The sequence below is a fragment of the Salmonella sp. SAL-020 genome (genome assembly GCF_017372215.1).
Lineage (GTDB): Bacteria > Pseudomonadota > Gammaproteobacteria > Enterobacterales > Enterobacteriaceae > Salmonella > Salmonella enterica.
The window spans coordinates 3,227,625-3,249,955 of record NZ_CP071690.1 but is presented as its reverse complement, the minus strand read 5'-3'; the positions used below and the strand labels follow the sequence as shown (position 1 = coordinate 3,249,955).

The following is a 22,331-nucleotide window of genomic DNA, read 5'->3' as shown; positions in this document are numbered from 1 at the left end:
ATAAGACCGGGTAACCGTCTGGATGTATTACAATACCATTCGCACGATATCAATATTGCCCAGTTCTTCGTACAGCGTTTCAACCTGTTCAATATGGGTGGCATTAATGGTGATAGAGACCGAGTGGTAGTTGCCTTTGCTGCTCGGTTTTACCGTCGGAGAGTAATCACCAGGCGCATGGCGCTGTACCACTTCAACCACCTGATCAACCAGCTCAGGTAACGCCTGCCCCATTACTTTGTAAGTAAATGGCGTAGGGAATTCAAGCAGTTCGTTAAGTTTGGTTTTCATGTCAGCTCCGGCATTACGTAAAAAAATAACAACTCCCGCCACAGGGCGGGAGTTTTACTGATGCATAGTATATGGGGACGAAAATCACACTTTCAAGCGTTCAATTTTTATCCAAACCAGTGATGGAACATTAATTTAATGTAATCAATGATTTTACCGAAGAAGTTCCCTTCCGGGATCTCTTGCAGTACGACCAGCGGACGCTGCTCGATGGTTTTACCGTCCAGCTGGAAGTTGATAGTGCCAACCACCTGGTTTTTCTGCAGCGGCGCGTGCAGTTCTGCGGTATTCAGTACATAGCTCGCTTTCAAATCTTTCATGCGACCGCGAGGGATCGTCAGGTAAACGTCTTTATCAACGCCCAGCGAGGCGCGATCGGTATTACCAAACCAGGCGGGTTCAGAGGCGAACTCTTTACCAGCCTTCAGCGGATTAACGGTTTCAAAGAAACGGAAGCCCCACGTCAGCAGTTTTTTGCTTTCTGTTTCACGGCCTTTATAGGTCCGTCCGCCCATCACGGCGGAAATCAATCGCATCTGACCTTCGGTTGCGGAAGCGACCAGATTATAGCCCGCTTTGCTGGTATGGCCGGTTTTGATGCCGTCCACATTCAGGCTGTTATCCCACAGCAGACCGTTACGGTTTAGCTGGCGAATGCCGTTAAAGGTGAACTCTTTTTCTTTATAAACGGCATATTCGTTCGGCACATCGCGAATTAACGCCTGACCAATCAGCGCCATATCGCGAGCTGAACTGTATTGTCCGTCGGCGTCCAGGCCGTGTACGGTCTGGAAGTGGGTATTTTTCAGCCCCAACGCGTTCACATAGCTGTTCATCAGCCCGACGAAAGCATCCTGGCTACCGGCGGCGAAATCAGCCATCGCCACACAGGCGTCATTGCCGGATTGCAGATTGATGCCGCGTATCAACTGAGAGACCGGTACCTGCATTCCCGGCTTGAGGAACATCAGCGAGGAACCTTTAAATACCGGATTGCCGGTGGCCCAGGCGTCATTACCGACGGTAACCAGGTCGGTTTCTTTAAATTTACCCGCTTTCATTGCCTGTCCGATGACGTAACTGGTCATCATCTTCGTCAGACTAGCCGGGTCGCGACGTTCGTCGGCGTTTTGTTCCGCCAGAACTTTGCCGGAGTTGTAGTCGATCAGGATGTAGGATTCCGCATCGATCTGCGGAACGCCCGGGATCATAGTTTTGATATTCAGGTCATCGGCATGTGCGGTTGAGATAAACGCGGCACAAAGCGCCGTGGTGAGCGCCATGCGCTGCATAAAACGAGCGGAAAAAGTGGTCTTCATGGTCTGAACTACGACGTCCGTGATGAAATTAAAAAAAAGAGCCCTACTATAGCAAAAGCATAACTGGCAGGCATCTGACTTTCCGCGTGACTTTGTTAATGTCATTTACAGAAATTGACAGTACAGATACCTGCGATCGGTTACTGCGCGCTGGCGATAAAGGACTGTAATTGTGCTTCTGTTTGCAAACGTTGCTGTAACGCGCTGGCTTCGGCTTTACTGGCAAAAGGCCCCAGTTGAATACGCCAGACCGCGCCGTTTTGTATTACGCGCCCTGGTACGCTGAACTGCTGGCTTAAACGCTGTTGGTACTGCTGCGCGCGCGTTTGATCGCTGACGGCGCCGACCTGGACGACGAAACGACCGCTCGCCGCGGCGGCTGGCGCACTCACCGGGGCAGATACCGGGGCCGCGGCAGCAGGCGCGCTTACCGGCGTCGCAGTCGCTGGAGCCGTCACCGGCGCGGAAACCGGCGCTGTCTGTGGTGTCGGCGTCGGTTCATTACTCTCCAGCACGCCAGGCGCCAGCGTAGTCGGCGCGCCGAGGAAGCCGCTACTGCTCACCGGCGCACCGGTGGTATCGTCACTTTTCAACGTGGAATTACTGACCGGAAGAACGTCGCCTTGCGGTTGCGCAGGCGCTGAAGAGGCGCTTCCCATTCCGCCGCTTAAATCAGGGCGCGGGGGCAGAGCGTAGGTCTGTTTCGCCACCGTCGTACAGGCCATCCCCGGGCCGGAGAGCGAACCATCCGGCGCCACGATAATAGGGTCAATCCGTACTTTAGTATTATTCGAGGTATTCAGACGATCCGCCGCCGCGCGGGACAGGGAGATGACCCGATCGGTGCCATAGGGGCCGCGATCGTTAATACGCACGACGATCATGCGACCGTTGGCCAGGTTGGTGATTCGCGCATAGCTGGGGATAGGCAGTGTCGGATGGGCGGCGGTAAGCTGCATCGGATCGAACATCTCCCCGGAGGCGGTTAAATTACTGCCGGGTTCCGCATCATAAATAGCGGCCAGGCCAGCCTGGCTAAAGCGGGACGGGTCCTGAACGATTTTATAACTTTTACCGTCACGTTGATAATCCTGGTTTGCGGTCGGATTCAGAGGTTCATAACGCGGTTCCGCTCCGCTGATTTCCACAGTCGGACCATTACATACCGCAGGTTGCGGCGCGACGGTGGTTTGCTGCTGACCGCCGTCATTAGTACATGCCGCGAGTAGTACTATCCCTGCCGCGACGCAGATTACAGGCAACTGCTTACGCATTGCGCACCCCTTATACGCTTTTCGACAACATTTTTCTGTGGGTGTGGATCGACATCACAATCCCGAACCCGGCCATCAGCACAATCAGTGCGGAGCCCCCGTAGCTGACCAGGGGTAAAGGTACTCCAACCACAGGCAGAATACCGCTCACCATACCAATATTTACGAAGACATAAACGAATAATATTAACATTAATCCGCCAGCCATCACGCGACCAAATGTAGTTTGCGCTCTGGCGGCAATCCACAGACCGCGCATTATTAGCAAAATATAGAGCGCGAGCAGAATCAGGATGCCCACCAGACCGAGCTCTTCCGCCAGTACCGCGAAAATAAAGTCGGTATGGCGTTCGGGTAAAAACTCCAGCTGCGACTGGGTGCCGTGGAGCCAGCCTTTACCGCGCAGGCCGCCTGAGCCAATGGCGATTTTAGACTGAATAATATGATAGCCCGCGCCCAGCGGATCGGTCTCCGGATCAAGGAGCATCATGACGCGCTGGCGTTGGTAATCGTGCATCAGGAAAAACCACAAAATAGGAATAAACGCAGCGATCAATACAATGGCGACCCCAATTAAGCGCCAGCTCAGGCCAGACAAAAATAGGACAAAGAGACCGGAAAGGGCGACCAGAATAGACGTCCCCAGGTCCGGCTGGGCGGCGACCAGCAGGGTAGGCATAAAGATTAATACCAGGGCGATGGCGGTATTTTTCAGCGAGGGCGGGCAGACGTCACGGTTAATAAAGCGGGCGACCATCAGCGGCACGGCGATTTTGGCTATTTCCGAAGGCTGAAAGCGAACGATTCCCAGATCGAGCCAGCGCTGCGCGCCTTTGGATATTGCGCCGAAGGCATCAACGGCGACCAGCAAAATGATACAAATGATATAAAGATAGGGCGCCCAGCCTTCATACACGCGCGGCGGGATCTGCGCCATCACCACCATGACCACCAGCCCCATCGCAATCTGACCGATTTTACGCTCCATCATGCCGATGTCCTGGCCGCTGGCGCTCCAGATGACCAACGCGCTGTAAACCAGTAACGCCAGCAGAATGAGTAGCATCGTGGGATCGATATGAATTTTATCCCAGAAGGTTTTTTTGTTCGGATTATCCGTCATGATTATTGGTCCTCCGCCGCTGCAACCACCGGGTTTTCCGCAGGCAAATGGGTGTTGTTGTCGCCCAGCATGATGTGATCAAGGATTTGGCGCATGATTGTGCCTACTGCCGGGCCTGCACCGCCGTTTTCAAGGATGATCGCGACGGCGACCTGGGGATTGTTATACGGCGCAAAGGCGGTCATTAATTTATGGTCGCGCAGGCGCTCGGCGATTTTATGCGCATTGTACGTTTCGTTGGCCTTCAGGCCAAAGACCTGCGCGGTGCCCGACTTCGCCGCGATTTTATAGGGCGCGCTGGCAAAATATTTATGCGCTGTGCCGTTAGGGCGGTTGGCGACGCCATACATGCCATCTTTCGCAATTTCCCAGTAGCCGGAGTGAATATCGCCCACCGGCGGCTCATGCGGCTGTACCCACGGCACCTGTTTACCGTTTTCCGCGGTGCTCATTAACAGGTGCGGGACTTTAACTACACCGTCGTTAATAAGGATCATCAGCGCCTTACTCATCTGAATCGGCGTCGCTGTCCAGTAACCCTGGCCGATGCCCACCGGAATCGTATCGCCCTGATACCACGGTTTTTTAAAGCGTTTCTGTTTCCACTCGCGGGTCGGCATATTACCAGAGCGCTCTTCTGCGAGATCAATTCCGGTGTAGTGACCATAGCCGAACTTACCCATCCATTCTGACAGGCGATCGATCCCCATATCATAGGCAACCTGATAGAAGAAGGTATCCGCCGACTCTTCAAGGGATTTGGTGATATTCAGATGCCCGTGGCCCCATTTTTTCCAGTCGCGATAACGTTTCTCAGACCCCGGCAACTGCCACCAGCCAGGGTCGAAAAGACTGGTGTTACGGGTGATGACGCCAGCGCTTAACGCCGATACGGCGACGTAAGGCTTAACGGTAGAAGCAGGTGGGTAGACACCCTGAGTCGCGCGGTTCACTAATGGCGTGTTCGGGTCGTTAAGAAGCCCGGAATAATCTTTGCTGGAGATGCCATCCACGAAAAGGTTAGGGTCGTAACTTGGCATGGAGACCAGCGATAGCACGCCGCCGGTACGCGGATCGGTGACAATCACCGCCGCGCGACTGCCTGCCAGCAGCGTTTCAATATACTGCTGGAGCTTGAGATCCAGCGTCAGGTAGATATCGTGTCCGGCCTGCGGCGGCACCTCTTTGAGTTGGCGAATAACGCGACCGCGGTTGTTGACTTCAACCTCTTCATAACCGGTTTGCCCATGCAGAATATCTTCATAGTAGCGCTCAATGCCCAGCTTGCCGATGTCATGGGTGGCGGCGTAGTTCGCCAGTTTGTTTTCTCTGTCGAGACGCTCGACGTCTTTATCATTGATTTTCGATACGTAGCCGATAACGTGGGTCAGCGCCGATCCGTATGGATAATAGCGGCGTTTATAGCCTTTGACTTCGACGCCCGGAAAACGGTACTGGTTGACGGCAAAGCGCGCGACCTGAACTTCCGTCAGGTTTGTTTTCACCGGAATAGAAGTAAAGCGATGGGATCGGGCGCGCTCTTTTTTAAAGGCGGCGATATCGTCGTCGTTTAAATCGACCACACTGCGTAGCGCATCCAGCGTTTGCTGAACGTTATCCACCTTTTCCGGCATCATTTCAATCTGATAGATAGTGCGGTTCAGCGCAAGGGGAATGCCGTTACGGTCGTAGATTATCCCGCGGCTTGGCGCAATTGGCACCAGCTTGATACGGTTTTCGTTCGAGCGGGTCTGGTAATCGGTAAAACGAAGGATTTGCAGATTATACAAATTGGCGATCAGTACGCCGGTCAGCAGCAAAATACCCAAAAAGGCGACCAGCGCCCGACGCACAAACAGTGCGGACTCAGCCGTATAGTCACGAAAAGAATTTTGTCGTTTCATCCGCTGCTTAATCTTCTCAAGACTTCACGATCACTCACGGTGATAAGGGTGGTTGGTTGTGATGCTCCACGCCCGGTACAAACTCTCCGCAACCAGAACTCGAACCAGCGGGTGAGGGAGCGTTAACGCCGAGAGCGACCAGCTCTGTTCCGCTGCCGCTTTGCAGGCGGGAGATAATCCTTCCGGGCCGCCAATCAGCAAACTGACGTCGCGCCCGTCCTGTTTCCAGCGCTCCAGCTCATTGGCTAACTGCGGCGTATCCCACGGCTTGCCTGGAATATCCAGGGTAACAATGCGATTCTTACCGGCGGCGGCCAGCATCTGCTCGCCCTCTTTGTCGAGAATGCGTTTGATATCCGCGTTCTTGCCGCGTTTGCCCGCAGGGATTTCGATCAGCTCAAAGGGCATATCTTTCGGAAAACGACGCAGATATTCCGTAAATCCCGTTTGAACCCAGTCGGGCATCTTCGTGCCGACAGCGACAAGTTGCAGCTTCACGCATTAACTCCAGAGTTTTTCCAGTTCATACAGGCGGCGACTTTCTTCCTGCATGACATGCACAATCACATCGCCCAAATCGACGACAATCCAGTCAGCCGCATTTTCGCCTTCGACGCCCAATGGCAGCATACCGGCCGCGCGCGACGACTGCACCACGTGGTCGGCAATAGACATAACGTGACGGCTGGAGGTGCCGGTACAAATAATCATACAGTCGGTGATACTGGATTTACCCTGAACATCTAAGGCGATGATGTCCTGACCTTTCAGGTCATCAATTTTGTCGATAACAAAATCCTGGAGTGCTTTACCCTGCAAGTTTTCCCCCTGGGTGAATAATTGCGTTATAACGATAGAAAAAAGGCCAACAGGCTGGACCGGTAAGGCGTTGCGAGTTAACGCTAACCTTCCGGCGGGACGCCGTGTAGTATACCTGAATCAGCGGCGATACCGGGACTTATGTCGCCGGATCGGCGTTTAAAACCAGATTATCATCCCATCCCACGTCACAGAAAGCATCGCCATTTTTGTAAAACAATTTCTGCAAAGCTCTGCAAGGTGAAAAAAGCCTGGCTGCGGAGAATAACAGCCTGTCGGGGGCTGTCAATGGGCGAAACCGCTGCGGCGAGAAAAAACGGAAAATTCATCACTCAGGCCGCCAGACGGCACGACTATTTAATACTTTCAGGGTGGCGAACCCTTCGCATATGTCGATTGCGCTCCAGCATCCCTGTTCTACCCGGAAATGCCATAGCGAGGCGGCGGGCATTGCGAGCAGACGGGCAATCAACAGGCTGAGTACGCCCTGATGGCTGACGATCAGCAGGTTCTGGCAATCGCTAAACGCGTCGAGTCGCGAGATAAAGCGCTCTACGCGCCGGGTAAAAGCCTGAAAACCCTCGCCATTGGTCGGAACCGCATTCTGCCAGTCCGTACACCAGGCGGCATAGCTTTCGGCATCTTCATGGGTGAGGTCGCGGTGATGGCGCATTTCCCAGTCGCCAAAGTACATCTCATTAAGCTCAGGTAAGATGTGTTGCGGCACATCCCGGCCCTCCAGTACGAGCCGGGCGGTATGGCGCGCGCGCTCCAGCTCGCTGCATAACACCCGGTCAAATGGCGCGTGGCGCAATAAAGTATGTAGCGTTTTCGCCTGGCCAATCCCTTTTTCCGTTAACGGCGTGGGAGCATGTCCGCTATACAACCCGGCGACATTGGCCTCGGTTTCGCCATGACGCACCAGCCACAATCGCATGGTATTCCTCATGAGGTTAAATGCGCAAAACATGATAATGCCCCTGATTGCGCAACGTTTTTTTCACTAAAATAGCGTTTTTTGGCCGGAGGCATAATGGCGTTATTCAACAGCGCGCATGGCGGTAATATTCGGGAAGCCGCGACGGTGTTGGGCATCTCGCCTGACCAGTTACTGGATTTTAGCGCAAACATTAATCCGCTGGGTATGCCTGTCAGCGTGAAACGCGCGCTTATCGACAATCTGGACTGCATTGAGCGCTACCCGGACGCCGATTATTTTCATTTGCACCAGGCGCTGGCGCGTCATCATCAGGTGCCGGCATCGTGGATACTGGCGGGAAATGGCGAGACGGAGTCAATCTTTACCGTGGCGAGCGGTCTTAAACCGCGTCGTGCAATGATTGTCACGCCAGGTTTCGCGGAGTATGGCCGGGCGCTGGCGCAAAGTGGCTGTGAAATTCGTCGCTGGTCTCTACGCGAAGCGGATGGCTGGCAGCTTACCGATGCCATTCTTGAGGCGTTGACGCCCGATCTGGACTGCCTGTTTCTGTGTACGCCCAATAATCCTACCGGCCTGCTGCCGGAGCGGCAGTTATTACAGGCCATTGCCGATCGCTGCAAATCGCTGAACATTAACCTGATCCTGGATGAAGCGTTTATCGATTTTATTCCGCATGAGGCGGGCTTTATTCCTGCTCTTAAAGATAATCCGCATATCTGGGTGCTGCGTTCGCTGACCAAATTTTATGCCATTCCCGGCCTGCGGTTGGGATATCTCGTCAATAGCGATGACGCGGCGGTAGCGCGGATGCGTCGCCAACAAATGCCGTGGTCGATTAACGCGCTGGCGGCGCTTGCCGGTGAGGTAGCGTTACAGGATAGCGCCTGGCAACAGGCGACCTGGCATTGGTTACGGGAGGAGGGCGCCCGGTTTTATCAGGCGCTTTGTCAGCTCCCCCTGCTGACGGTTTATCCCGGGCGGGCAAACTATCTGTTGTTACGCTGTGAGCGAGAGGATATTGATCTGCAGCGACGGTTGCTGACGCAGCGGATTTTAATCCGTAGCTGCGCTAACTACCCGGGGCTGGACAGCCGCTATTATCGTGTGGCGATACGCAGCGCTGCGCAAAACGAGCGTCTGCTGGCGGCGCTGCGCAATGTGCTTACCGGTATAGCCCCTGCTGATTGATGTAGTTCAGCACGTTTTCCGGCAACAGATCGTCGCAGGATTCGCCTTTTTCCAGCCGTTCGCGGATGAGGGTTGCGGAGATATTAAGCCAGGGCGTTTCCGCCAGGTAAATTTTACCGGCTGGCAACTGGTGCAGATCGTCCGGCGTATGGGTCAGATGCTGTTCCAGCCACTGCTGGTGTTGCGCCTGCGTCATTTCAAGGGGATAGCCCGGACGACGACAAACGATCAGGTGAGTGTTATCAAGGATGGTGTCGTAATCATGCCAGGTGGGGAAGTTAAGTAGCGAGTCCTGGCCGATAATAAACGCCAGCGGCGCTTCGGGCCCCTGTTCTTCGCGCCATGCTTTCAGCGTTTGCGCAGTGTAAGAGGGCGCGTTTCGCTGTAGCTCGCGTTCATCCAGCGTAAAAAGCGGCTTATCGTCGATAGCCAGCTCCAGCATATATTTACGCTGCGCGCTGGAGGCTTCCGGCTGGGGGCGATGCGGCGGCACATTGTTAGGCATAATAATCACCCGCGATAAGCCGATCAGATTCGCCAGCGTTTCAACAGGTTTAAGATGTCCATAATGCACCGGATCAAAGGTGCCGCCGAATAAAGCCTGTAACGATTTCATATCACCCATCAATAAATACGTCTGCCAGCGCCTTATGGCAGAGCAGGAGCGACAGCCCTTCAAGGTCTGCCCATACCGACTGACCATAATCCTGTTTGAGCGTAATTTCTGTACGCGTCAGTAACTGCACGGCCTGGCGAAGCTGTGCAGGATGGAGACGCAGCAACGCGTCGCCGATCATGGGGCGACGGTTTTGCCAGACCCGGTGTTTATCAAACAGCGCGCGTAACGGCGTATGCGCGGACTGACGTTTGAGATTTACCAGTAGCAGCAGCTCTCGCTGGAGGGTGCGCAGCAGAATAACCGGTTCGCTGCCTTCAAGGCGTAGCTGTTGCAGGATATGCAGCGCGCGTTTGCTTTTCCCCATCAGTAACGCATCCACCCAGTGGAAAGGGGTAAAGTGGGTGGCGTCATTGACGGCCTGCTCCACGCGAGGAAGCGTTAACTTACCGTCAGGCCAAAGCAGCGACAGCCGTTCCAGCGCCTGCGCCAGCGCCAACAGATTGCCCTCATAGCAATAGCACAGCAGTTGGTTCGCGGCGTCATCCAGTTGCAAATTCTGTGCTTTCGCTCTGGCGGCCACCCAGCGGGGAAGCTGCGCCTGCTCCGGCGTCTGACAACTGACCTGAACGCTACGGTCTGCCAGCGCGGTATACCAGGCGGCGTTTTCCTGCGCTTTGGTGAGCTTGTTTCCGCGTACTATTAATAACAGGTCGTCATGCAGCAGCTCGCTCAGGGTGGCGAGTTGCTCATTCATTGCCGCGTTAGGCCCGTTTTCCGGCAGTTGCAGCACCAGCGTTTGACGGCTGGCGAACAGGCTCATCGCCTGGCAGAGTGAGAAAAGCGATCCCCAGTCGGTACTGGGATCGAGAGTAAAAGCGTGGTGCTCTTCGAAGCCTTGCGACGCAGCCGCCAGACGAATAGCGTCCTGACTTTCCTGCAGCAGCAGCGGATCGTTGCCCAATAGCAGATATGCCGCGCGCAGCCCTTCGTTGAGCTGCGCGCGGAGTTGTTCAGGATACAACCTGATCATTAGTTACTCAGCGTAGTGGAGACGCGTGCTGGCGTAGAGGCGGGCGCCGCCGTCTCATTGTCGGCGGTAGCCTCCTCTTTCGTCGCCTGAATATCCGCCGCGCGGACGCTGGTCAGCTTACGAATCAGCTGTTCAGCGGCTTTGTCGTACATCTCCTGAACGATCATGGCCTGCTCGTTATCCTTCGCCAACGCCATCTGCGGGTTATCGAAGAACGAACGGTACACTTTCGTGCTGATAGGATAGATGTCATGGCCCGGAATCAATACCGAGGCATTGACGGTCATCACCATCTGATATTCCGCCGTCTGGCCGTCCTGGAACACTGACGCCGTATCCTGCGAAATAGTCACCGTTCCAAGCCGCAGAGACGGAACGTCTTTGCGCGTTGTGTCTTTATCAAGCAAGTTTACGTTATTCAGCCGTAACTGATTACGTACCGCACGACTTAGCGGACCGTTCGGATCGCCGGAATCGAGGATCATCGTTTTCATTGAAGCCGGAACCTGCGTAGTGCTACGCAGATGCCAGCCGCATCCGGCGGTGACCAGCACAGCCAGAGATAACAACAGTGTTACCAGATATCGCACGCTTCCTCCCGCGCTTAGCCAACAACCAGATTGAGGAGTTTACCCGGAACGTAAATCACTTTACGCACGGTAACGCCATCAAGATATTTTGCCACCAGATGTTCCTGGCCTGCACGTTCACGCACCTGTTCTTCGGTGGCATCCACCGCAACGGTGATCTTACCGCGAACTTTACCGTTAACCTGCACGACAACCAGCGTGGTGTTTTCCACCATTGCCTGCTCGTCGGCAACCGGCCACGGCGCGTTGTCGATATCACCTTCGCCGCCCAGTTCCTGCCACAAGGTAAAGCAGACGTGCGGGGTGAACGGGTTAAGCATACGCACGACGGCCTGCAGCGCTTCCTGAAGCAGTGCGCGGTCTTGTTCGCCTTCCTGCGGGGCTTTCGCCAGTTTGTTCATCAACTCCATGATCGCCGCAATGGCGGTGTTGAACGTCTGACGGCGGCCGATATCATCGGTCACTTTGGCAATGGTTTTATGCACATCGCGACGCAGCGCTTTTTGATCTTCGCTCAGCGCATCGACGTTCAGCGCCGCGACAGGACCTTTAGCGGTGTGTTCGTAAACCAGCTTCCAGACGCGTTTAATAAAGCGGTTTGCGCCTTCTACGCCGGACTCCTGCCATTCCAGAGTCATATCCGCCGGAGAAGCGAACATCATAAACAGGCGTACCGTGTCCGCGCCATAACGTTCAACCATTACCTGCGGGTCGATACCGTTATTTTTCGACTTGGACATTTTACTCATGCCAGTGTAGACCAGCTCATGACCCGCTGCGTCTTTTGCTTTGACGATGCGGCCTTTTTCATCGCGCTCGACGATAGCGTCAACTGGCGAAACCCAGTTACGTTCGCCGTTCTCGCCGACATAATAGAACGCATCCGCCAGCACCATGCCCTGACACAGCAACTGCTTAGCCGGCTCGTCAGAGGTGACCATGCCCGCATCGCGCATCAGCTTATGGAAGAAGCGGAAGTAGAGCAGGTGCATGATGGCATGTTCAATACCGCCGATGTAGATGTCGACTGGCAGCCAGTAGTTTGCCGCTTTCGAATCCAGCATTCCTTCCTGATACTGCGGGCAGGTGTAACGCGCGTAGTACCATGACGATTCCATAAAGGTGTCGAAGGTGTCGGTTTCACGCAGCGCCGGCATCCCGTTAACGGTGGTTTTCGCCCACTCAGGATCGGCCTTGATCGGGCTGGTGATGCCGTCCATGACGACGTCTTCCGGCAAAATAACCGGCAGTTGATCTTCCGGCGTCGGCAGCACGGTGCCGTCTTCCAGGGTGACCATCGGGATCGGCGCGCCCCAGTAACGCTGACGGGAAACGCCCCAGTCACGCAGACGATAGTTCACTTTACGTTCGCCGACGCCTTTTTCCGCCAGTTTATCGGCAATGGCGTTAAACGCCGCTTCAAAGGCCAGACCGTCGAACTCGCCGGAGTTAAACAGCACGCCTTTTTCGGTCAGCGCCTGTTCGGAAAGATCCGGCTCGGAACCGTCGGCGGCCAGAATCACCGGCTTGATGGTCAAACCGTATTTGGAGGCAAATTCGTAGTCGCGCTGATCGTGACCCGGAACGGCCATCACCGCGCCAGTGCCGTACTCCATCAGGACAAAGTTTGCCGCCCAGACCGGGATCTCTTCGCCAGTTAACGGATGAGTCGCTTTAAAGCCGGTGTCGACGCCTTTTTTCTCCATGGTCGCCATTTCGGCTTCGGCCACTTTGGTGTTACGGCATTCGTCGATGAACGCCGCCAGCTCGGCGTTGTTCGCCGCCGCTTTTTGCGCCAGCGGATGACCGGCGGCCACCGCCAGGTAAGTGGCGCCCATAAAGGTATCCGGACGGGTGGTATAGACGGTCAGCGTGTTATCGTAACCCTTCACATCGAAGGTGATTTCCACGCCTTCAGAGCGGCCAATCCAGTTGCGCTGCATCGTTTTTACGGTATCAGGCCAGTGGTCCAGCTTATCCAGATCGCGCAACAGTTCGTCTGCGTAAGCGGTGATTTTGATAAACCACTGTGGGATCTCTTTACGCTCAACTTTGGTGTCGCAGCGCCAGCAGCAGCCGTCGATCACCTGTTCGTTGGCGAGAACGGTCTGATCGTTCGGGCACCAGTTAACGGCAGAAGTCTTCTTGTACACCAGGCCTTTTTTATACAGCTCGGTGAAGAATTTCTGTTCCCAGCGGTAGTATTCCGGGGTGCAGGTCGCGATTTCACGGCTCCAGTCATAGCCAAAACCCAGCGTTTTGAGCTGGTTTTTCATGTACGCGATGTTGTCGTACGTCCACGGCGCCGGCGCGGTGTTGTTCTTCACCGCCGCGCCTTCTGCCGGCAGGCCGAAGGCGTCCCAGCCGATTGGCTGCAGCACGTTTTTGCCCAGCATACGCTGGTAGCGGGCAACCACGTCGCCGATGGTGTAGTTACGTACGTGGCCCATGTGTAGTCGGCCAGAAGGATAGGGAAGCATCGACAGGCAGTAATACTTCTCTTTGCTCTCGTCTTCGGTCACTTCAAATGTGCGCTTCTCATCCCAGTGAAGCTGTACTTTGGATTCTATCTCTTCCGGGCGGTATTGCTCTTGCATGGCAGCCAGTAGTCCTGTTTTCGATACAGCTACAAATGTAGCTTTAGAGGTGGTGTTTAGATCCGCATAGCATAGCCCAAACACGCACGTCAAAACAGGGGGTAGAACATTTGTCGCGCCAGGCGTCCGTGAGGAGGTGACGCAAAATGCGACACGACTGAGGCAAATTACCGCAGTTCCTGTCACCGCCAGATCGGCTCATGAAAATAAAGTTATATAAATGAAGCAGTTAAAAAATGGCACGCCTTTTGATTAGGGAAGACAGGACTAAAGCAAAGGAGTTAATCGTGAAAAAAAATGCAGTGGTGATTCACCCTCAGGATTGCGTCGCGACGGCTATTACGGCGCTCAAGGCCGGCGAAACCGCCACAATGTTCATTGGCGAACGCGAGATAAGCGTTGTGTTACATCAGGATGTGCCATTTGGCCACAAATTCGCCATCTGCGATGTGCCTTTTCATGGCGAAGTTTATAAATATGGCGAATCCATTGGCCGTGCCACTCAGGAAATAAAAAGTGGCGACTATGTGCACGTCCACAATGTGGAAAGCGAACGCGGACGTGGTGACTGGAAATAATATAAAACAAGGGAAAATGATTATGAGCAATGAGACTTTTTTGGGGTTCCGCCGCCCTGACGGCCGTTTTGGCATCCGTAATTATGTACTGATTTTACCTACCAGCGTTTGTGCGAATAAAGTTGCCCAGGATATTGCCCGGCAGGTAAAAGGCGCGACATGGGTGAATAACGATTTTGGCTGCTGCCAGGTGGCAGGCGATGCGCGTCTGACGGAAAAGACATTGATTAATGTGGCGAATAATCCCAACGTCGGCGCTATTGTGGTTGTGGGCTTAGGCTGTGAAGGCGCGGAGCCGCTGCGCATCGCAGAAGAGATTACCGCATTTGGCAAACCGACCTCCTGCATTACCATTCAGGAAGAGGGCGGCACGCTTAAATGTCAGGCTCGGGGGATTTCGCTGGCCCGCGACTATGCGCAACAACTCTCCATGCAAAAACCGCAGCAAGCACCGGTTAGCGAGCTGCTGCTGGCGATGGAGTGCGGCGGGTCAGATACGACATCGGGGCTGGCGTCTAACCCTTCCTGCGGGGTCGCCTCGGATAAGCTGATACGCTGCGGCGGAAGCTCAATTCTTTCTGAAACGACGGAATTTATTGGCGCCGAGCATGTGATGGCGAAACGCGCGGTGACGCCGGAGGTTGGTCAACAGCTTATTGATTTAGTGGTCGGCTGCGAGGCGCGAGCAAAAGCGCTGGGCGAGGATATTCGCGGGGGACAGCCGACGCCGGGCAATATTAAAGGCGGGTTGACTACCATTGAAGAAAAATCGTTAGGCTGTATGCATAAAGCAGGTCATGCGCCGTTACAGGGCGTCCTGGAATATGCCGATAGTCCAACGCATCCGGGCCTGTGGATTATGGATACCCCGGGGCAGGATATTGAATCTATTTCCGGCATGGTGGCGGGTGGAGCGCAGATCGTTATTTTTACTACCGGTCGCGGAACGCCTGCCGGTAACCCAATAGCGCCGGTAATAAAAATTACGGGTAATAAAGCAACGTGGGAAATGATGCAGGACAATATTGATATTGATGTGTCCGCCATTATGTCTGGCGAGGCTTCTATTACGCAAATGGGCGAGGAAATTTATCAGGAAATTTTACGCGTCGCGAATGGGAAAACGACTAAATCAGAAGATTTAGGTCATAACGAATTCTCTATTTATAAGATCGCGCCGACGTTCTGATACCAAATCGGGCAGCACAAGCTGTCCGGTTATCTCCTGGGAATAAGCTATGAAAATTAAAAAAACACTGGAACGTTTTCCTGGTGGTATGATGGTTGTACCGCTAATCATCGGCGCATTGTTTAAAACTTTTGCGCCGGAGGCGCTGGAAATAGGCGGTTTTGTCACCTCTATTTCGCATGGCGCAATGGCGATTTTAGGCATGTTTTTAGTCTGTATGGGCGCGGATATCCAGTTTAAAGCCGCGCCGAAAGCGTTGAAAAAAGGCGCTGCGATCACCTTTGCGAAATTTGCCAGCGGCGTGATTATTGGCATTCTGGTCGGGAAATTTTGCGGCCCGGATGGGTTATTAGGTCTGTCGGCTTTAGCGATTATTTCGGCGATGACCAACTCGAACAGTGGGTTATATGCCGCGTTGGTGGGGGAGTACGGCGATGAAACCGACGGCGGCGCGATTGCGGTAATATCGTTGAACGATGGTCCCTTTTTCACCATGCTGGCGTTAGGGTCGGCAGGCATGGTGTCGATACCCTTTATGAATCTGGTGGCGGTTATTATTCCCATTATCATTGGCATGATTTTGGGTAATCTGGATGAGGACATGCGCAAGTTTCTTAAACAGGGCAGCGTGGTAACGATTCCCTTTTTTGCCTTTGGGTTAGGATACGGTATTGATTTCGCAAGACTTATCACGGCAGGTTCTTCAGGCATTTTACTGGGACTCATGACGGTGGCGATTGGCGGATTTTTTAATATTTTCGCCGATCGTGTGACGGGAGGCAGTGGCGTGGCAGGCGCGGCGGTATCCACCACCTCTGGCAACGCCGTCGCGACGCCAGCGGCAATCGCGCTGCTCGATCCGCATTTTACCGACCTGGCGTCGACGGCGGCGGCACAGGTGGCGGCCTCGACGATTATTACCGCTCTGTGCGCCCCCTTCCTGACCGTATGGATAAAAAAACGCTACGATCGTAAACTGAACCCAGCCGCCGCAGGCGGTTAGCGTTTCGGCGGAAAATAAATCACGACGGGCGGTCTCGCCCGTTCATAAACCAACAGGATGGTGAGTGATGAATAAGACGAAAGATATAGCCGCATCTCCTCTCTGTTTTGTCTCTCCTTACCCGCAACTGGCAAAGGCTGCCGAGGCGCTGGTCGCGCAGTTGGATTACGCCGTCACTATTCATCAAACGACGCTTAATCGTATCCTGGATGAGCTACCTTTATTAGAGTCCCGTGGGCACCAGGTACTGATTAGTCGTGGCGGATGTGCGGAAATATTAAAAAAGCACAGTAAATTACCGGTAGTCGAAATTAAAATGTCCGGCTACGACATTCTTGATGCGCTTATCCCTTTTAAAGGACAAAAAGGCACTGTCGGTATTGTCGGCTTTTCCAGTGTGATCAAAGGATGCGCGCGCGTAGCGGAACAGTTAAATATTAACTATAAAATTTTTACCTTACAGGGAAATGATAAAGAAACGATTTCTTGCCTGAAGCGGCAATTAGCGTCCACGCCATTAGATTGCATTGTTGGCGATACCGTTTGTCAGGATTATTTTTCACCGCTGGGCTCGCAATTCCGTTTACTTGATTCCAGCCCCGCCTCAATAACCGAAGCTCTGGAAGAAGCCCGCTCATTATATCTGGCTTTTCGCAGCCAATTACTCGAGCGTCATCATCTGCAGCTGATTCTCGATCAGTTTGATAAAGCTGTTATCACGCTTGATGATACCGGCGCGTTACTGCATTACAATAAATATGCGAGCCAACTTTTTAAAATTAACGCCTCCGGTGAGATTTATGACGCATCTTTCCTGAAACAGGTATTGCACCAGGAGCGGCATACATTACGTGAGGGAAAAACCGTCAGCGCGAAAGTCGTCGATACGCCGCAAGGCGCGATGGTGGTTAATCTGTATCCGGTATTTGCGGCCAGACAGTTAAGCCGGGTAGTGTTGACGATGCAAACCGTCTCCAGTTTACAGGGGGCAGAACATCATGTTCGCCGCCAGGAACTGTCTCGCCGCGGCTTGAGCGCCCGCTATCATTTCGACGATCTGCTTACCGAAAACCCGGAAATGCTGCGTCGTCTGGCGATCATTAAAAATTATGCCGGTACGGACGCGACTATCTTAATTAATGGCGAAAGCGGGACGGGGAAAGAGGTGCTGGCGCAAAGTATTCATAATGCCAGCCAACGCGTCAACGGCCCGTTTGTCGCCATTAACTGCGGCGCGATGGCCCCTCAGATTCTGGAGAGCGAACTCTTTGGCTATGTCGCCGGCGCATTTACCGGCGCGTCGCCGAAAGGCAAAATAGGCCTGTTTGAATTAGCGCACCACGGTACCATTTTTCTGGATGAGATTAGCGAGCTGGATAAACCGCTACAGACGCGCTTATTACGGGTATTGCAGGAGCGGCAGATTATGCGGCTGGGCTCAGACCAGATGATACCTGTTGATATTCGCGTGATTGCGGCGACCAATCAGACGTTAACGAAGCTCATTGCGGACGGGACATTTCGCGAAGATCTTTACTATCGGCTTAACGTATTAAAAGTGACCACCATCCCGCTACGCAAACGTCCGGAGGATATCAAAGCCATCGGCCTGTCGCTGCTTACTAGTTTCAGCCAGCATTATAAACGCCCGGCACTAACGTTAACCCCGGCGCTGTGGCAAGAGCTTCAGCGCTTCGCCTGGCCCGGAAACGTCAGGCAGTTAAGCAATATTATCGAACGGCTGGTACTCTCTATTGATCACTCCCCGGCAACGCTGGATGAGGGTCGCCTCTTGCTGGACGATCTGGAAGAGGGGAGCCGACGCGAGCCAACTACCTGCCACGACTGCCAGATGCTGGCTGGCGATTATAAAACGATTCGCCTGCGTATTTTGAGAAAATTATTAGAGGCGGAAAGGGATAATAAATCGTTAGTGGCGAAACGGTTAAATGTCGATCGTACCTCGCTGACGCGCTGGATACGTGAGTCGGCCTGACAAGAATTTACAGACTCTGTGGGCAGCCTTGCAAAGCGTAACGCAAATAACGTCTATTATTATAGGCAGTTAACGATCCAAGAGGTGAAGTGATGAACAAGGTTGCTCAATATTACCGTGAACTGGTGGCCTCATTAAGCGAGCGTTTACGCAATGGCGAGCGCGACATTGATGCGCTGGTGGAGCAGGCGCGCCAGCGCGTGATGCAAACAGGGGAGTTAACGCGAACCGAGGTGGACGAACTGACGCGCGCTGTCAGACGCGATCTGGAAGAGTTCGCCATGAGCTACGAAGAGAGCCAGGACGATAGCGTCTTCTTGCGGGTGATTAAAGAGAGTCTCTGGCAGGAACTGGCGGACATTACCGACAAAACCCAGCTGGAATGGCGCGAGGTATTCCAGGATTTGAATCACCACGGCGTGTATCACAGTGGCGAAGTGGTGGGATTGGGGAATCTGGTGTGCGAGAAATGCCACTATCATCTGGCGGTTTACACGCCGGATGTGTTGCCGCTCTGCCCGAAGTGTGGCCACGATCAGTTCCAGCGCAGGCCGTTTGAGCCGTAAGGTTCATTATCGTGAGCGGACGGTTGCCGTCCGCCATGTTAAGCGTGCAGTTGGGCTTCCAGTTTGCGGATCTCTTCATCGACGTTCCATTTGCCCGTGGGCTGTGCTTTTTTGAACCAGTAGAGCGCTTGTTGTAGGTCTTGTGCGGTACCGTGTCCATCTCTGTACATGCATCCGAGGTTGTACCAGCCCGATGAATTGTTACATTCTGCTGATTTGTGGAACCATTCCAGTGCTAGCGAATAATTTTGCTCGACGCCATGACCGCATTTGTACATCCAGCCGATACTGTTATAGGCATCATTGTCACCCTGGTCTGCCGCTTTTCGAAACCAGTATATTGCCTGCTGGTAATCTTGTTTGATACCTTTTCCGATGTAATAACAATAGCCCATCTGATATTGCGAGTAGCTGCTCTCTTGTAGCGCGCTCTTCTTGTACCAAAGGGCGGCAAGGGATAAATTTTTCCGACATCCTTTCCCATTGCCATACATATACGCCAGTCTTTCCTGGCTGGCGCAATGGCCTTGTAATGCTGCCTGTTTAAACCAGTAGAGTGCCTGTGTATCATTTTGCTCTACGCCAGTTCCTGAATGATACATTCTCCCGAGATTATATTGCGCAAGGTTGTGGCTCTGTTCTGCTCCTTTGCGATACCAGGCAACGGCCTGGGCATAATCTGGCGCCATCCCGGTTTCTCCTTCCTGAACCCAGCCTAATGTGTTGAAAGCGTGGCGGTGTCCTTGCTGTGCGGCTTTTTCTGACCAGAATAAAGCCAGCGTATTATCTTTCATGTCGGTAGGCGTGTCTTTGTATCGTAAGCCGAGCCAATATTGTGCCTCGCAGTGTCCTTGTTCAGCTGCCTGCTGCAACCAATAAAAAGAGAGCTTATCCTCTTCGCTGCCATCTATACATTCGTCATTATATAAACGGCCTAATATATATTGAGCTTCACTATTTCCTGACTGCGCCAGTTCGGTTAATTGTGCTAAAGATACGTTGTCGCAGGGATGACTGGTTATGGAATGATTCATTTTTTAATTTATCCCGCCATTGTTTTTTAGATTAATAATATATTGCGATTTGGCTTTGTTGTACTCTATTTTAGTTTTCAATTGCGTTTTTATTTGTGGTGTGAATATATTTTGGCGATTTATTATGGATAAAGAATCACAATATTTACTCTTTGCACTTTCCTCGCCGATGGAAGTATTGAACGAGGACTGTTTACCTTCACATTCGTCACCGAAAATGTATTTAGGTGTAAAACGTTTCGATCTTGAATCGTCGTGGGGTATTGAAAATCGCGATGAACTGCTTCAGACCATTTCCCGCATGACGGATGACGGTCATGCCACGCAACTGGAATGGCTATATCGCCGCTGGTTTAGGTATGCGCCGCAGGAGTGGCAGGAGTATACCGACGCGCTGGACGAGGGAGATCGCATTTATGCCCGATTCGTCGCTGATACCGCCGTGTGTTGCGGCGAAGGTGGTATTCGCAGTTGGGATTATGTGCGGATGGGATTTCTCTGCCGCATGGGCGTGCTCAATGAATGGCTGACGGAAGAGGAGAGCCTGTGGCTGCAGTCGCGGATACAGCTTCGCGCGCTCAGCTATTATTCCGGCTGGTTGCCGTATTTCAGCGCTTATTACACCGGGCGTTTGTACTGGCAGTTACGGAATGGCGATAACCTACCGTTGCTACGCGAGACATTCGCCCGTAAGGAGTTTGATGACGCGGGGCGACGTATGATGAATAAGCTGATCGCAGGGAAGGACAGTTTTTACGCCACGCTGCCGTGGCGCTACCTGCCCCATTACCCTGAATGCCCGGACACGCTTCAGGAGGTGAGCGATCTATGAAAACCTGTTGGCAAGTCCTTGGCATTGAGGCCACCACGGATACCGACGCCATTCGTCAGGCTTATCTGGCGCTGCTTCCGTCATTTCATCCGGAAACCGATCCGCAGGGTTTTAAGCAATTGCGAGAAGCCTATGAGAATGCATTGCAGGGGACAACATCGCCCGCCATTACGGTGGTTGATGAGGATCCCGATACCCCGTGGGTGAATTATCTCAGGGAGATATTCGGTGATTTGCTGGCGGATGGCGAACGGCGCTTTCAGCCGCAGGCATGGCAGGAGTTTATCCAACAGATCAATAAATTATCGATTTTACAGGTCGAAAAATCGCGCTGGTGGCTGTGCGCTATCGCGATGAAGACCTTTCCTATTTCTTACTCGTGTCTGAAACTGCTGTCAGATCGCCTGGCTTGGGAACAGGGGAGTGATAATCGAGATGTCGATGCCGAGGAGGTGGAGGATCTTTTGTTTGAAATCCGCCGTGGCGACCTGTTTGATTATTCGCTATTGCTGCATTTGCCAGTGGCGGTACAAAACCAGACCATTGCTTTTTATGATGCCCTGGACAACACCTTTTTCGAGCATCCTCTCTATTTCGCCCAACTTATGGCCCAGCACGGCCCGTGGATTATCCCGGACAATCTACGCTTTCAACGACGTCTGTTACGCTGGTTCAGCACCTTGCACTGGGGTATTGCGGAGCTGCTGCCTGTCGCCCTGGCATGGCAGGAAGCCGAACCCGATAACGCAACGCCGGGTTATTACTACTTAGCCCAGCGCGTATTTTGCGGTGAAGGCGATAGCCTGCTGCCAGAACTTTACGCGCAGTGGTGGGCGCATCCTTCTACCCAGCTTGACGATCTGTTGCTGCGCTGGTGCCGTCAGCATCGACCGGACTTTTTCCCGCTGCTGGTGATGGCGGTTGAGGGGCGTGAGCAGGTGGATATTAACGCTGAACAGCTGCTGTATATTCCCGGCTCAAGCGCTCGTTCCTGCTTGCTGTGGGCCGAGGCGCTGCACAGCGGCGCATTATCGCCGCTAAGCGAAAGTTTTATTGCGCGGCGTTTGAATTATGGCGCGCCAGCGGTGAGTGAGGCGCATAGCCAGCATCCATACTGGCTGTTGTATCAGGTGGCGGATAGCCTGGCGTGCGCCGAGGAGCCGTCAGCGGCATTGTTACAGAGTCTGGTAACGAAGCTTGATGCGCCGGATATCTGCCCGTTGGAAGCGCTGGTTATTCGCGGGTTGCTGGGGCGGGCTGCGGCTGTCGCCACACCGTGTGAAGCTGTAGTCGCAGATGAAGAACCGGTGACGACGGTGACTTCGCCGAGTACGGAGGAATCTGGCGGCGGCTTTGGCCTCTGGCAGGTGATTAAAATCATTTTATTTATTGGCGTTGTCGGCCATGTATTACGCCAGTTTATGCATTAGGGATATCGA

At 53.4% G+C, this 22,331-nt stretch carries 21 protein-coding genes; 8 read left to right on the top strand and 13 right to left on the bottom strand.

The window, feature by feature from the left end:
• Nucleotides 1-27 precede the first annotated feature (27 nt).
• From ybeD to J1G48_RS15910, 8 genes are all read right to left on the bottom strand, one after another.
• The gene (gene ybeD / locus J1G48_RS15945; RefSeq protein WP_000850547.1) at nt 28-291 is read right to left on the bottom strand and encodes a DUF493 family protein YbeD; all 264 of its coding nucleotides are present in this window, start codon (nt 289-291) and stop codon (nt 28-30) included.
• 107 nt (nt 292-398) lie between these two features.
• Nucleotides 399-1,610, bottom strand: coding sequence for a D-alanyl-D-alanine carboxypeptidase DacA (gene dacA, locus J1G48_RS15940; protein ID WP_000858711.1), 1,212 nt, complete (start codon nt 1,608-1,610; stop codon nt 399-401).
• Between the two features lie 140 nt (nt 1,611-1,750).
• The gene (gene rlpA / locus J1G48_RS15935) at nt 1,751-2,884 is read right to left on the bottom strand and encodes an endolytic peptidoglycan transglycosylase RlpA (protein WP_001231306.1); all 1,134 of its coding nucleotides are present in this window, start codon (nt 2,882-2,884) and stop codon (nt 1,751-1,753) included.
• 10 nt (nt 2,885-2,894) lie between these two features.
• Nucleotides 2,895-4,007, bottom strand: coding sequence for a peptidoglycan glycosyltransferase MrdB (gene mrdB / locus J1G48_RS15930; protein ID WP_000131713.1), 1,113 nt, complete (start codon nt 4,005-4,007; stop codon nt 2,895-2,897).
• Nucleotides 4,008-4,009: 2 nt separating this feature from the next.
• A complete protein-coding gene (gene mrdA, locus J1G48_RS15925) occupies nt 4,010-5,911 on the bottom strand; it encodes a peptidoglycan DD-transpeptidase MrdA (RefSeq protein ID WP_000828700.1) in 1,902 nt (633 codons plus the stop codon).
• Between the two features lie 30 nt (nt 5,912-5,941).
• Nucleotides 5,942-6,409 carry a 23S rRNA (pseudouridine(1915)-N(3))-methyltransferase RlmH gene (rlmH, locus tag J1G48_RS15920; RefSeq protein ID WP_000776107.1) on the bottom strand — a complete coding sequence of 156 codons (468 nt, stop codon included), beginning with the start codon at nt 6,407-6,409 and terminating at the stop codon, nt 5,942-5,944.
• 3 nt (nt 6,410-6,412) lie between these two features.
• The gene (rsfS, locus tag J1G48_RS15915) at nt 6,413-6,730 is read right to left on the bottom strand and encodes a ribosome silencing factor (RefSeq protein WP_001161670.1); all 318 of its coding nucleotides are present in this window, start codon (nt 6,728-6,730) and stop codon (nt 6,413-6,415) included.
• Nucleotides 6,731-7,058: 328 nt separating this feature from the next.
• Entirely contained in the window at nt 7,059-7,667 is a 609-nt protein-coding gene (locus J1G48_RS15910; protein ID WP_001241922.1) for an adenosylcobalamin/alpha-ribazole phosphatase, read from the bottom strand.
• 96 nt (nt 7,668-7,763) lie between these two features.
• Here J1G48_RS15910 and cobD point away from each other — a divergent pair, with 96 nt between their 5' ends.
• Nucleotides 7,764-8,858 carry a threonine-phosphate decarboxylase CobD gene (gene cobD / locus J1G48_RS15905; RefSeq protein WP_001173257.1) on the top strand — a complete coding sequence of 365 codons (1,095 nt, stop codon included), beginning with the start codon at nt 7,764-7,766 and terminating at the stop codon, nt 8,856-8,858.
• Here the strand turns inward: cobD and nadD are convergent.
• From nadD to leuS, 4 genes are read right to left on the bottom strand one after another with little or no spacing between them, the layout of a single operon-like run.
• Nucleotides 8,833-9,474: a nicotinate-nucleotide adenylyltransferase gene (gene nadD / locus J1G48_RS15900; RefSeq protein ID WP_001675307.1), complete on the bottom strand. Its 642-nt coding sequence runs from the start codon at nt 9,472-9,474 to the stop codon at nt 8,833-8,835. The two genes, cobD and nadD, sit on opposite strands and share 26 nt — an antisense overlap.
• Before the next feature lies 1 nt (nt 9,475).
• Entirely contained in the window at nt 9,476-10,507 is a 1,032-nt protein-coding gene (holA, locus tag J1G48_RS15895) for a DNA polymerase III subunit delta (RefSeq protein ID WP_000620495.1), read from the bottom strand.
• Complete coding sequence (gene lptE / locus J1G48_RS15890) at nt 10,507-11,097, bottom strand: LPS assembly lipoprotein LptE (RefSeq protein ID WP_001269950.1); 591 nt, start codon at nt 11,095-11,097, stop codon at nt 10,507-10,509. Before lptE ends, holA begins: the two co-directional genes overlap by 1 nt.
• A 14-nt stretch (nt 11,098-11,111) precedes the next feature.
• Nucleotides 11,112-13,694, bottom strand: coding sequence for a leucine--tRNA ligase (leuS, locus tag J1G48_RS15885; RefSeq protein ID WP_001157915.1), 2,583 nt, complete (start codon nt 13,692-13,694; stop codon nt 11,112-11,114).
• Nucleotides 13,695-13,930: 236 nt separating this feature from the next.
• Here leuS and J1G48_RS15880 point away from each other — a divergent pair, with 236 nt between their 5' ends.
• From J1G48_RS15880 to J1G48_RS15860, 5 genes are all read left to right on the top strand, one after another.
• On the top strand, nt 13,931-14,272 hold the full coding sequence (locus J1G48_RS15880) for a UxaA family hydrolase (protein WP_001574029.1): 342 nt from the start codon (nt 13,931-13,933) through the stop codon (nt 14,270-14,272).
• Between the two features lie 16 nt (nt 14,273-14,288).
• Nucleotides 14,289-15,461: a UxaA family hydrolase gene (locus J1G48_RS15875; RefSeq protein WP_001670689.1), complete on the top strand. Its 1,173-nt coding sequence runs from the start codon at nt 14,289-14,291 to the stop codon at nt 15,459-15,461.
• Nucleotides 15,462-15,510: 49 nt separating this feature from the next.
• Nucleotides 15,511-16,464 carry a 2-keto-3-deoxygluconate permease gene (locus tag J1G48_RS15870; protein WP_000694480.1) on the top strand — a complete coding sequence of 318 codons (954 nt, stop codon included), beginning with the start codon at nt 15,511-15,513 and terminating at the stop codon, nt 16,462-16,464.
• A 67-nt stretch (nt 16,465-16,531) separates the two neighbouring features.
• The gene (locus J1G48_RS15865) at nt 16,532-18,460 is read left to right on the top strand and encodes a sigma-54-dependent Fis family transcriptional regulator (protein WP_001044182.1); all 1,929 of its coding nucleotides are present in this window, start codon (nt 16,532-16,534) and stop codon (nt 18,458-18,460) included.
• 92 nt (nt 18,461-18,552) lie between these two features.
• The gene (locus J1G48_RS15860) at nt 18,553-19,026 is read left to right on the top strand and encodes a zinc ribbon-containing protein (protein WP_001044884.1); all 474 of its coding nucleotides are present in this window, start codon (nt 18,553-18,555) and stop codon (nt 19,024-19,026) included.
• 38 nt (nt 19,027-19,064) lie between these two features.
• Here the strand turns inward: J1G48_RS15860 and J1G48_RS15855 are convergent, their stop codons facing one another.
• Nucleotides 19,065-20,060 (bottom strand): tetratricopeptide repeat protein, encoded by a 996-nt coding sequence (locus J1G48_RS15855; protein WP_001016625.1) that lies wholly within the window; start codon nt 20,058-20,060, stop codon nt 19,065-19,067.
• Nucleotides 20,061-20,184: 124 nt separating this feature from the next.
• Here J1G48_RS15855 and J1G48_RS15850 point away from each other — a divergent pair, with 124 nt between their 5' ends.
• Nucleotides 20,185-20,892, top strand: a complete 708-nt coding sequence (locus J1G48_RS15850) for a DUF1266 domain-containing protein (RefSeq protein ID WP_001575803.1) — start codon at nt 20,185-20,187, stop codon at nt 20,890-20,892.
• Nucleotides 20,889-22,322: a J domain-containing protein gene (locus tag J1G48_RS15845; RefSeq protein ID WP_000845198.1), complete on the top strand. Its 1,434-nt coding sequence runs from the start codon at nt 20,889-20,891 to the stop codon at nt 22,320-22,322. The genes J1G48_RS15850 and J1G48_RS15845 overlap by 4 nt, the downstream gene beginning before the upstream one ends.
• Nucleotides 22,323-22,331: the final 9 nt, after the last annotated feature.

What these genes read in the sequence shown, in the direction of transcription:
- ybeD (WP_000850547.1), bottom strand. Translation starts at nt 291, where the DNA reads ATGAAAACCAAACTTAACGAACTGCTTGAATTCCCTACGCCATTTACT.
- dacA (WP_000858711.1), bottom strand. Translation starts at nt 1,610, where the DNA reads ATGAAGACCACTTTTTCCGCTCGTTTTATGCAGCGCATGGCGCTCACC.
- rlpA (WP_001231306.1), bottom strand. Translation starts at nt 2,884, where the DNA reads ATGCGTAAGCAGTTGCCTGTAATCTGCGTCGCGGCAGGGATAGTACTA.
- mrdB (WP_000131713.1), bottom strand. Translation starts at nt 4,007, where the DNA reads ATGACGGATAATCCGAACAAAAAAACCTTCTGGGATAAAATTCATATC.
- mrdA (WP_000828700.1), bottom strand. Translation starts at nt 5,911, where the DNA reads ATGAAACGACAAAATTCTTTTCGTGACTATACGGCTGAGTCCGCACTG.
- J1G48_RS15910 (WP_001241922.1), bottom strand. Translation starts at nt 7,667, where the DNA reads ATGCGATTGTGGCTGGTGCGTCATGGCGAAACCGAGGCCAATGTCGCC.
- cobD (WP_001173257.1), top strand. Translation starts at nt 7,764, where the DNA reads ATGGCGTTATTCAACAGCGCGCATGGCGGTAATATTCGGGAAGCCGCG.
- nadD (WP_001675307.1), bottom strand. Translation starts at nt 9,474, where the DNA reads ATGAAATCGTTACAGGCTTTATTCGGCGGCACCTTTGATCCGGTGCAT.
- holA (WP_000620495.1), bottom strand. Translation starts at nt 10,507, where the DNA reads ATGATCAGGTTGTATCCTGAACAACTCCGCGCGCAGCTCAACGAAGGG.
- leuS (WP_001157915.1), bottom strand. Translation starts at nt 13,694, where the DNA reads ATGCAAGAGCAATACCGCCCGGAAGAGATAGAATCCAAAGTACAGCTT.
- J1G48_RS15880 (WP_001574029.1), top strand. Translation starts at nt 13,931, where the DNA reads ATGGCACGCCTTTTGATTAGGGAAGACAGGACTAAAGCAAAGGAGTTA.
- J1G48_RS15875 (WP_001670689.1), top strand. Translation starts at nt 14,289, where the DNA reads ATGATTATGAGCAATGAGACTTTTTTGGGGTTCCGCCGCCCTGACGGC.
- J1G48_RS15870 (WP_000694480.1), top strand. Translation starts at nt 15,511, where the DNA reads ATGAAAATTAAAAAAACACTGGAACGTTTTCCTGGTGGTATGATGGTT.
- J1G48_RS15865 (WP_001044182.1), top strand. Translation starts at nt 16,532, where the DNA reads ATGAATAAGACGAAAGATATAGCCGCATCTCCTCTCTGTTTTGTCTCT.
- J1G48_RS15860 (WP_001044884.1), top strand. Translation starts at nt 18,553, where the DNA reads ATGAACAAGGTTGCTCAATATTACCGTGAACTGGTGGCCTCATTAAGC.
- J1G48_RS15855 (WP_001016625.1), bottom strand. Translation starts at nt 20,060, where the DNA reads ATGAATCATTCCATAACCAGTCATCCCTGCGACAACGTATCTTTAGCA.
- J1G48_RS15850 (WP_001575803.1), top strand. Translation starts at nt 20,185, where the DNA reads ATGGATAAAGAATCACAATATTTACTCTTTGCACTTTCCTCGCCGATG.
- J1G48_RS15845 (WP_000845198.1), top strand. Translation starts at nt 20,889, where the DNA reads ATGAAAACCTGTTGGCAAGTCCTTGGCATTGAGGCCACCACGGATACC.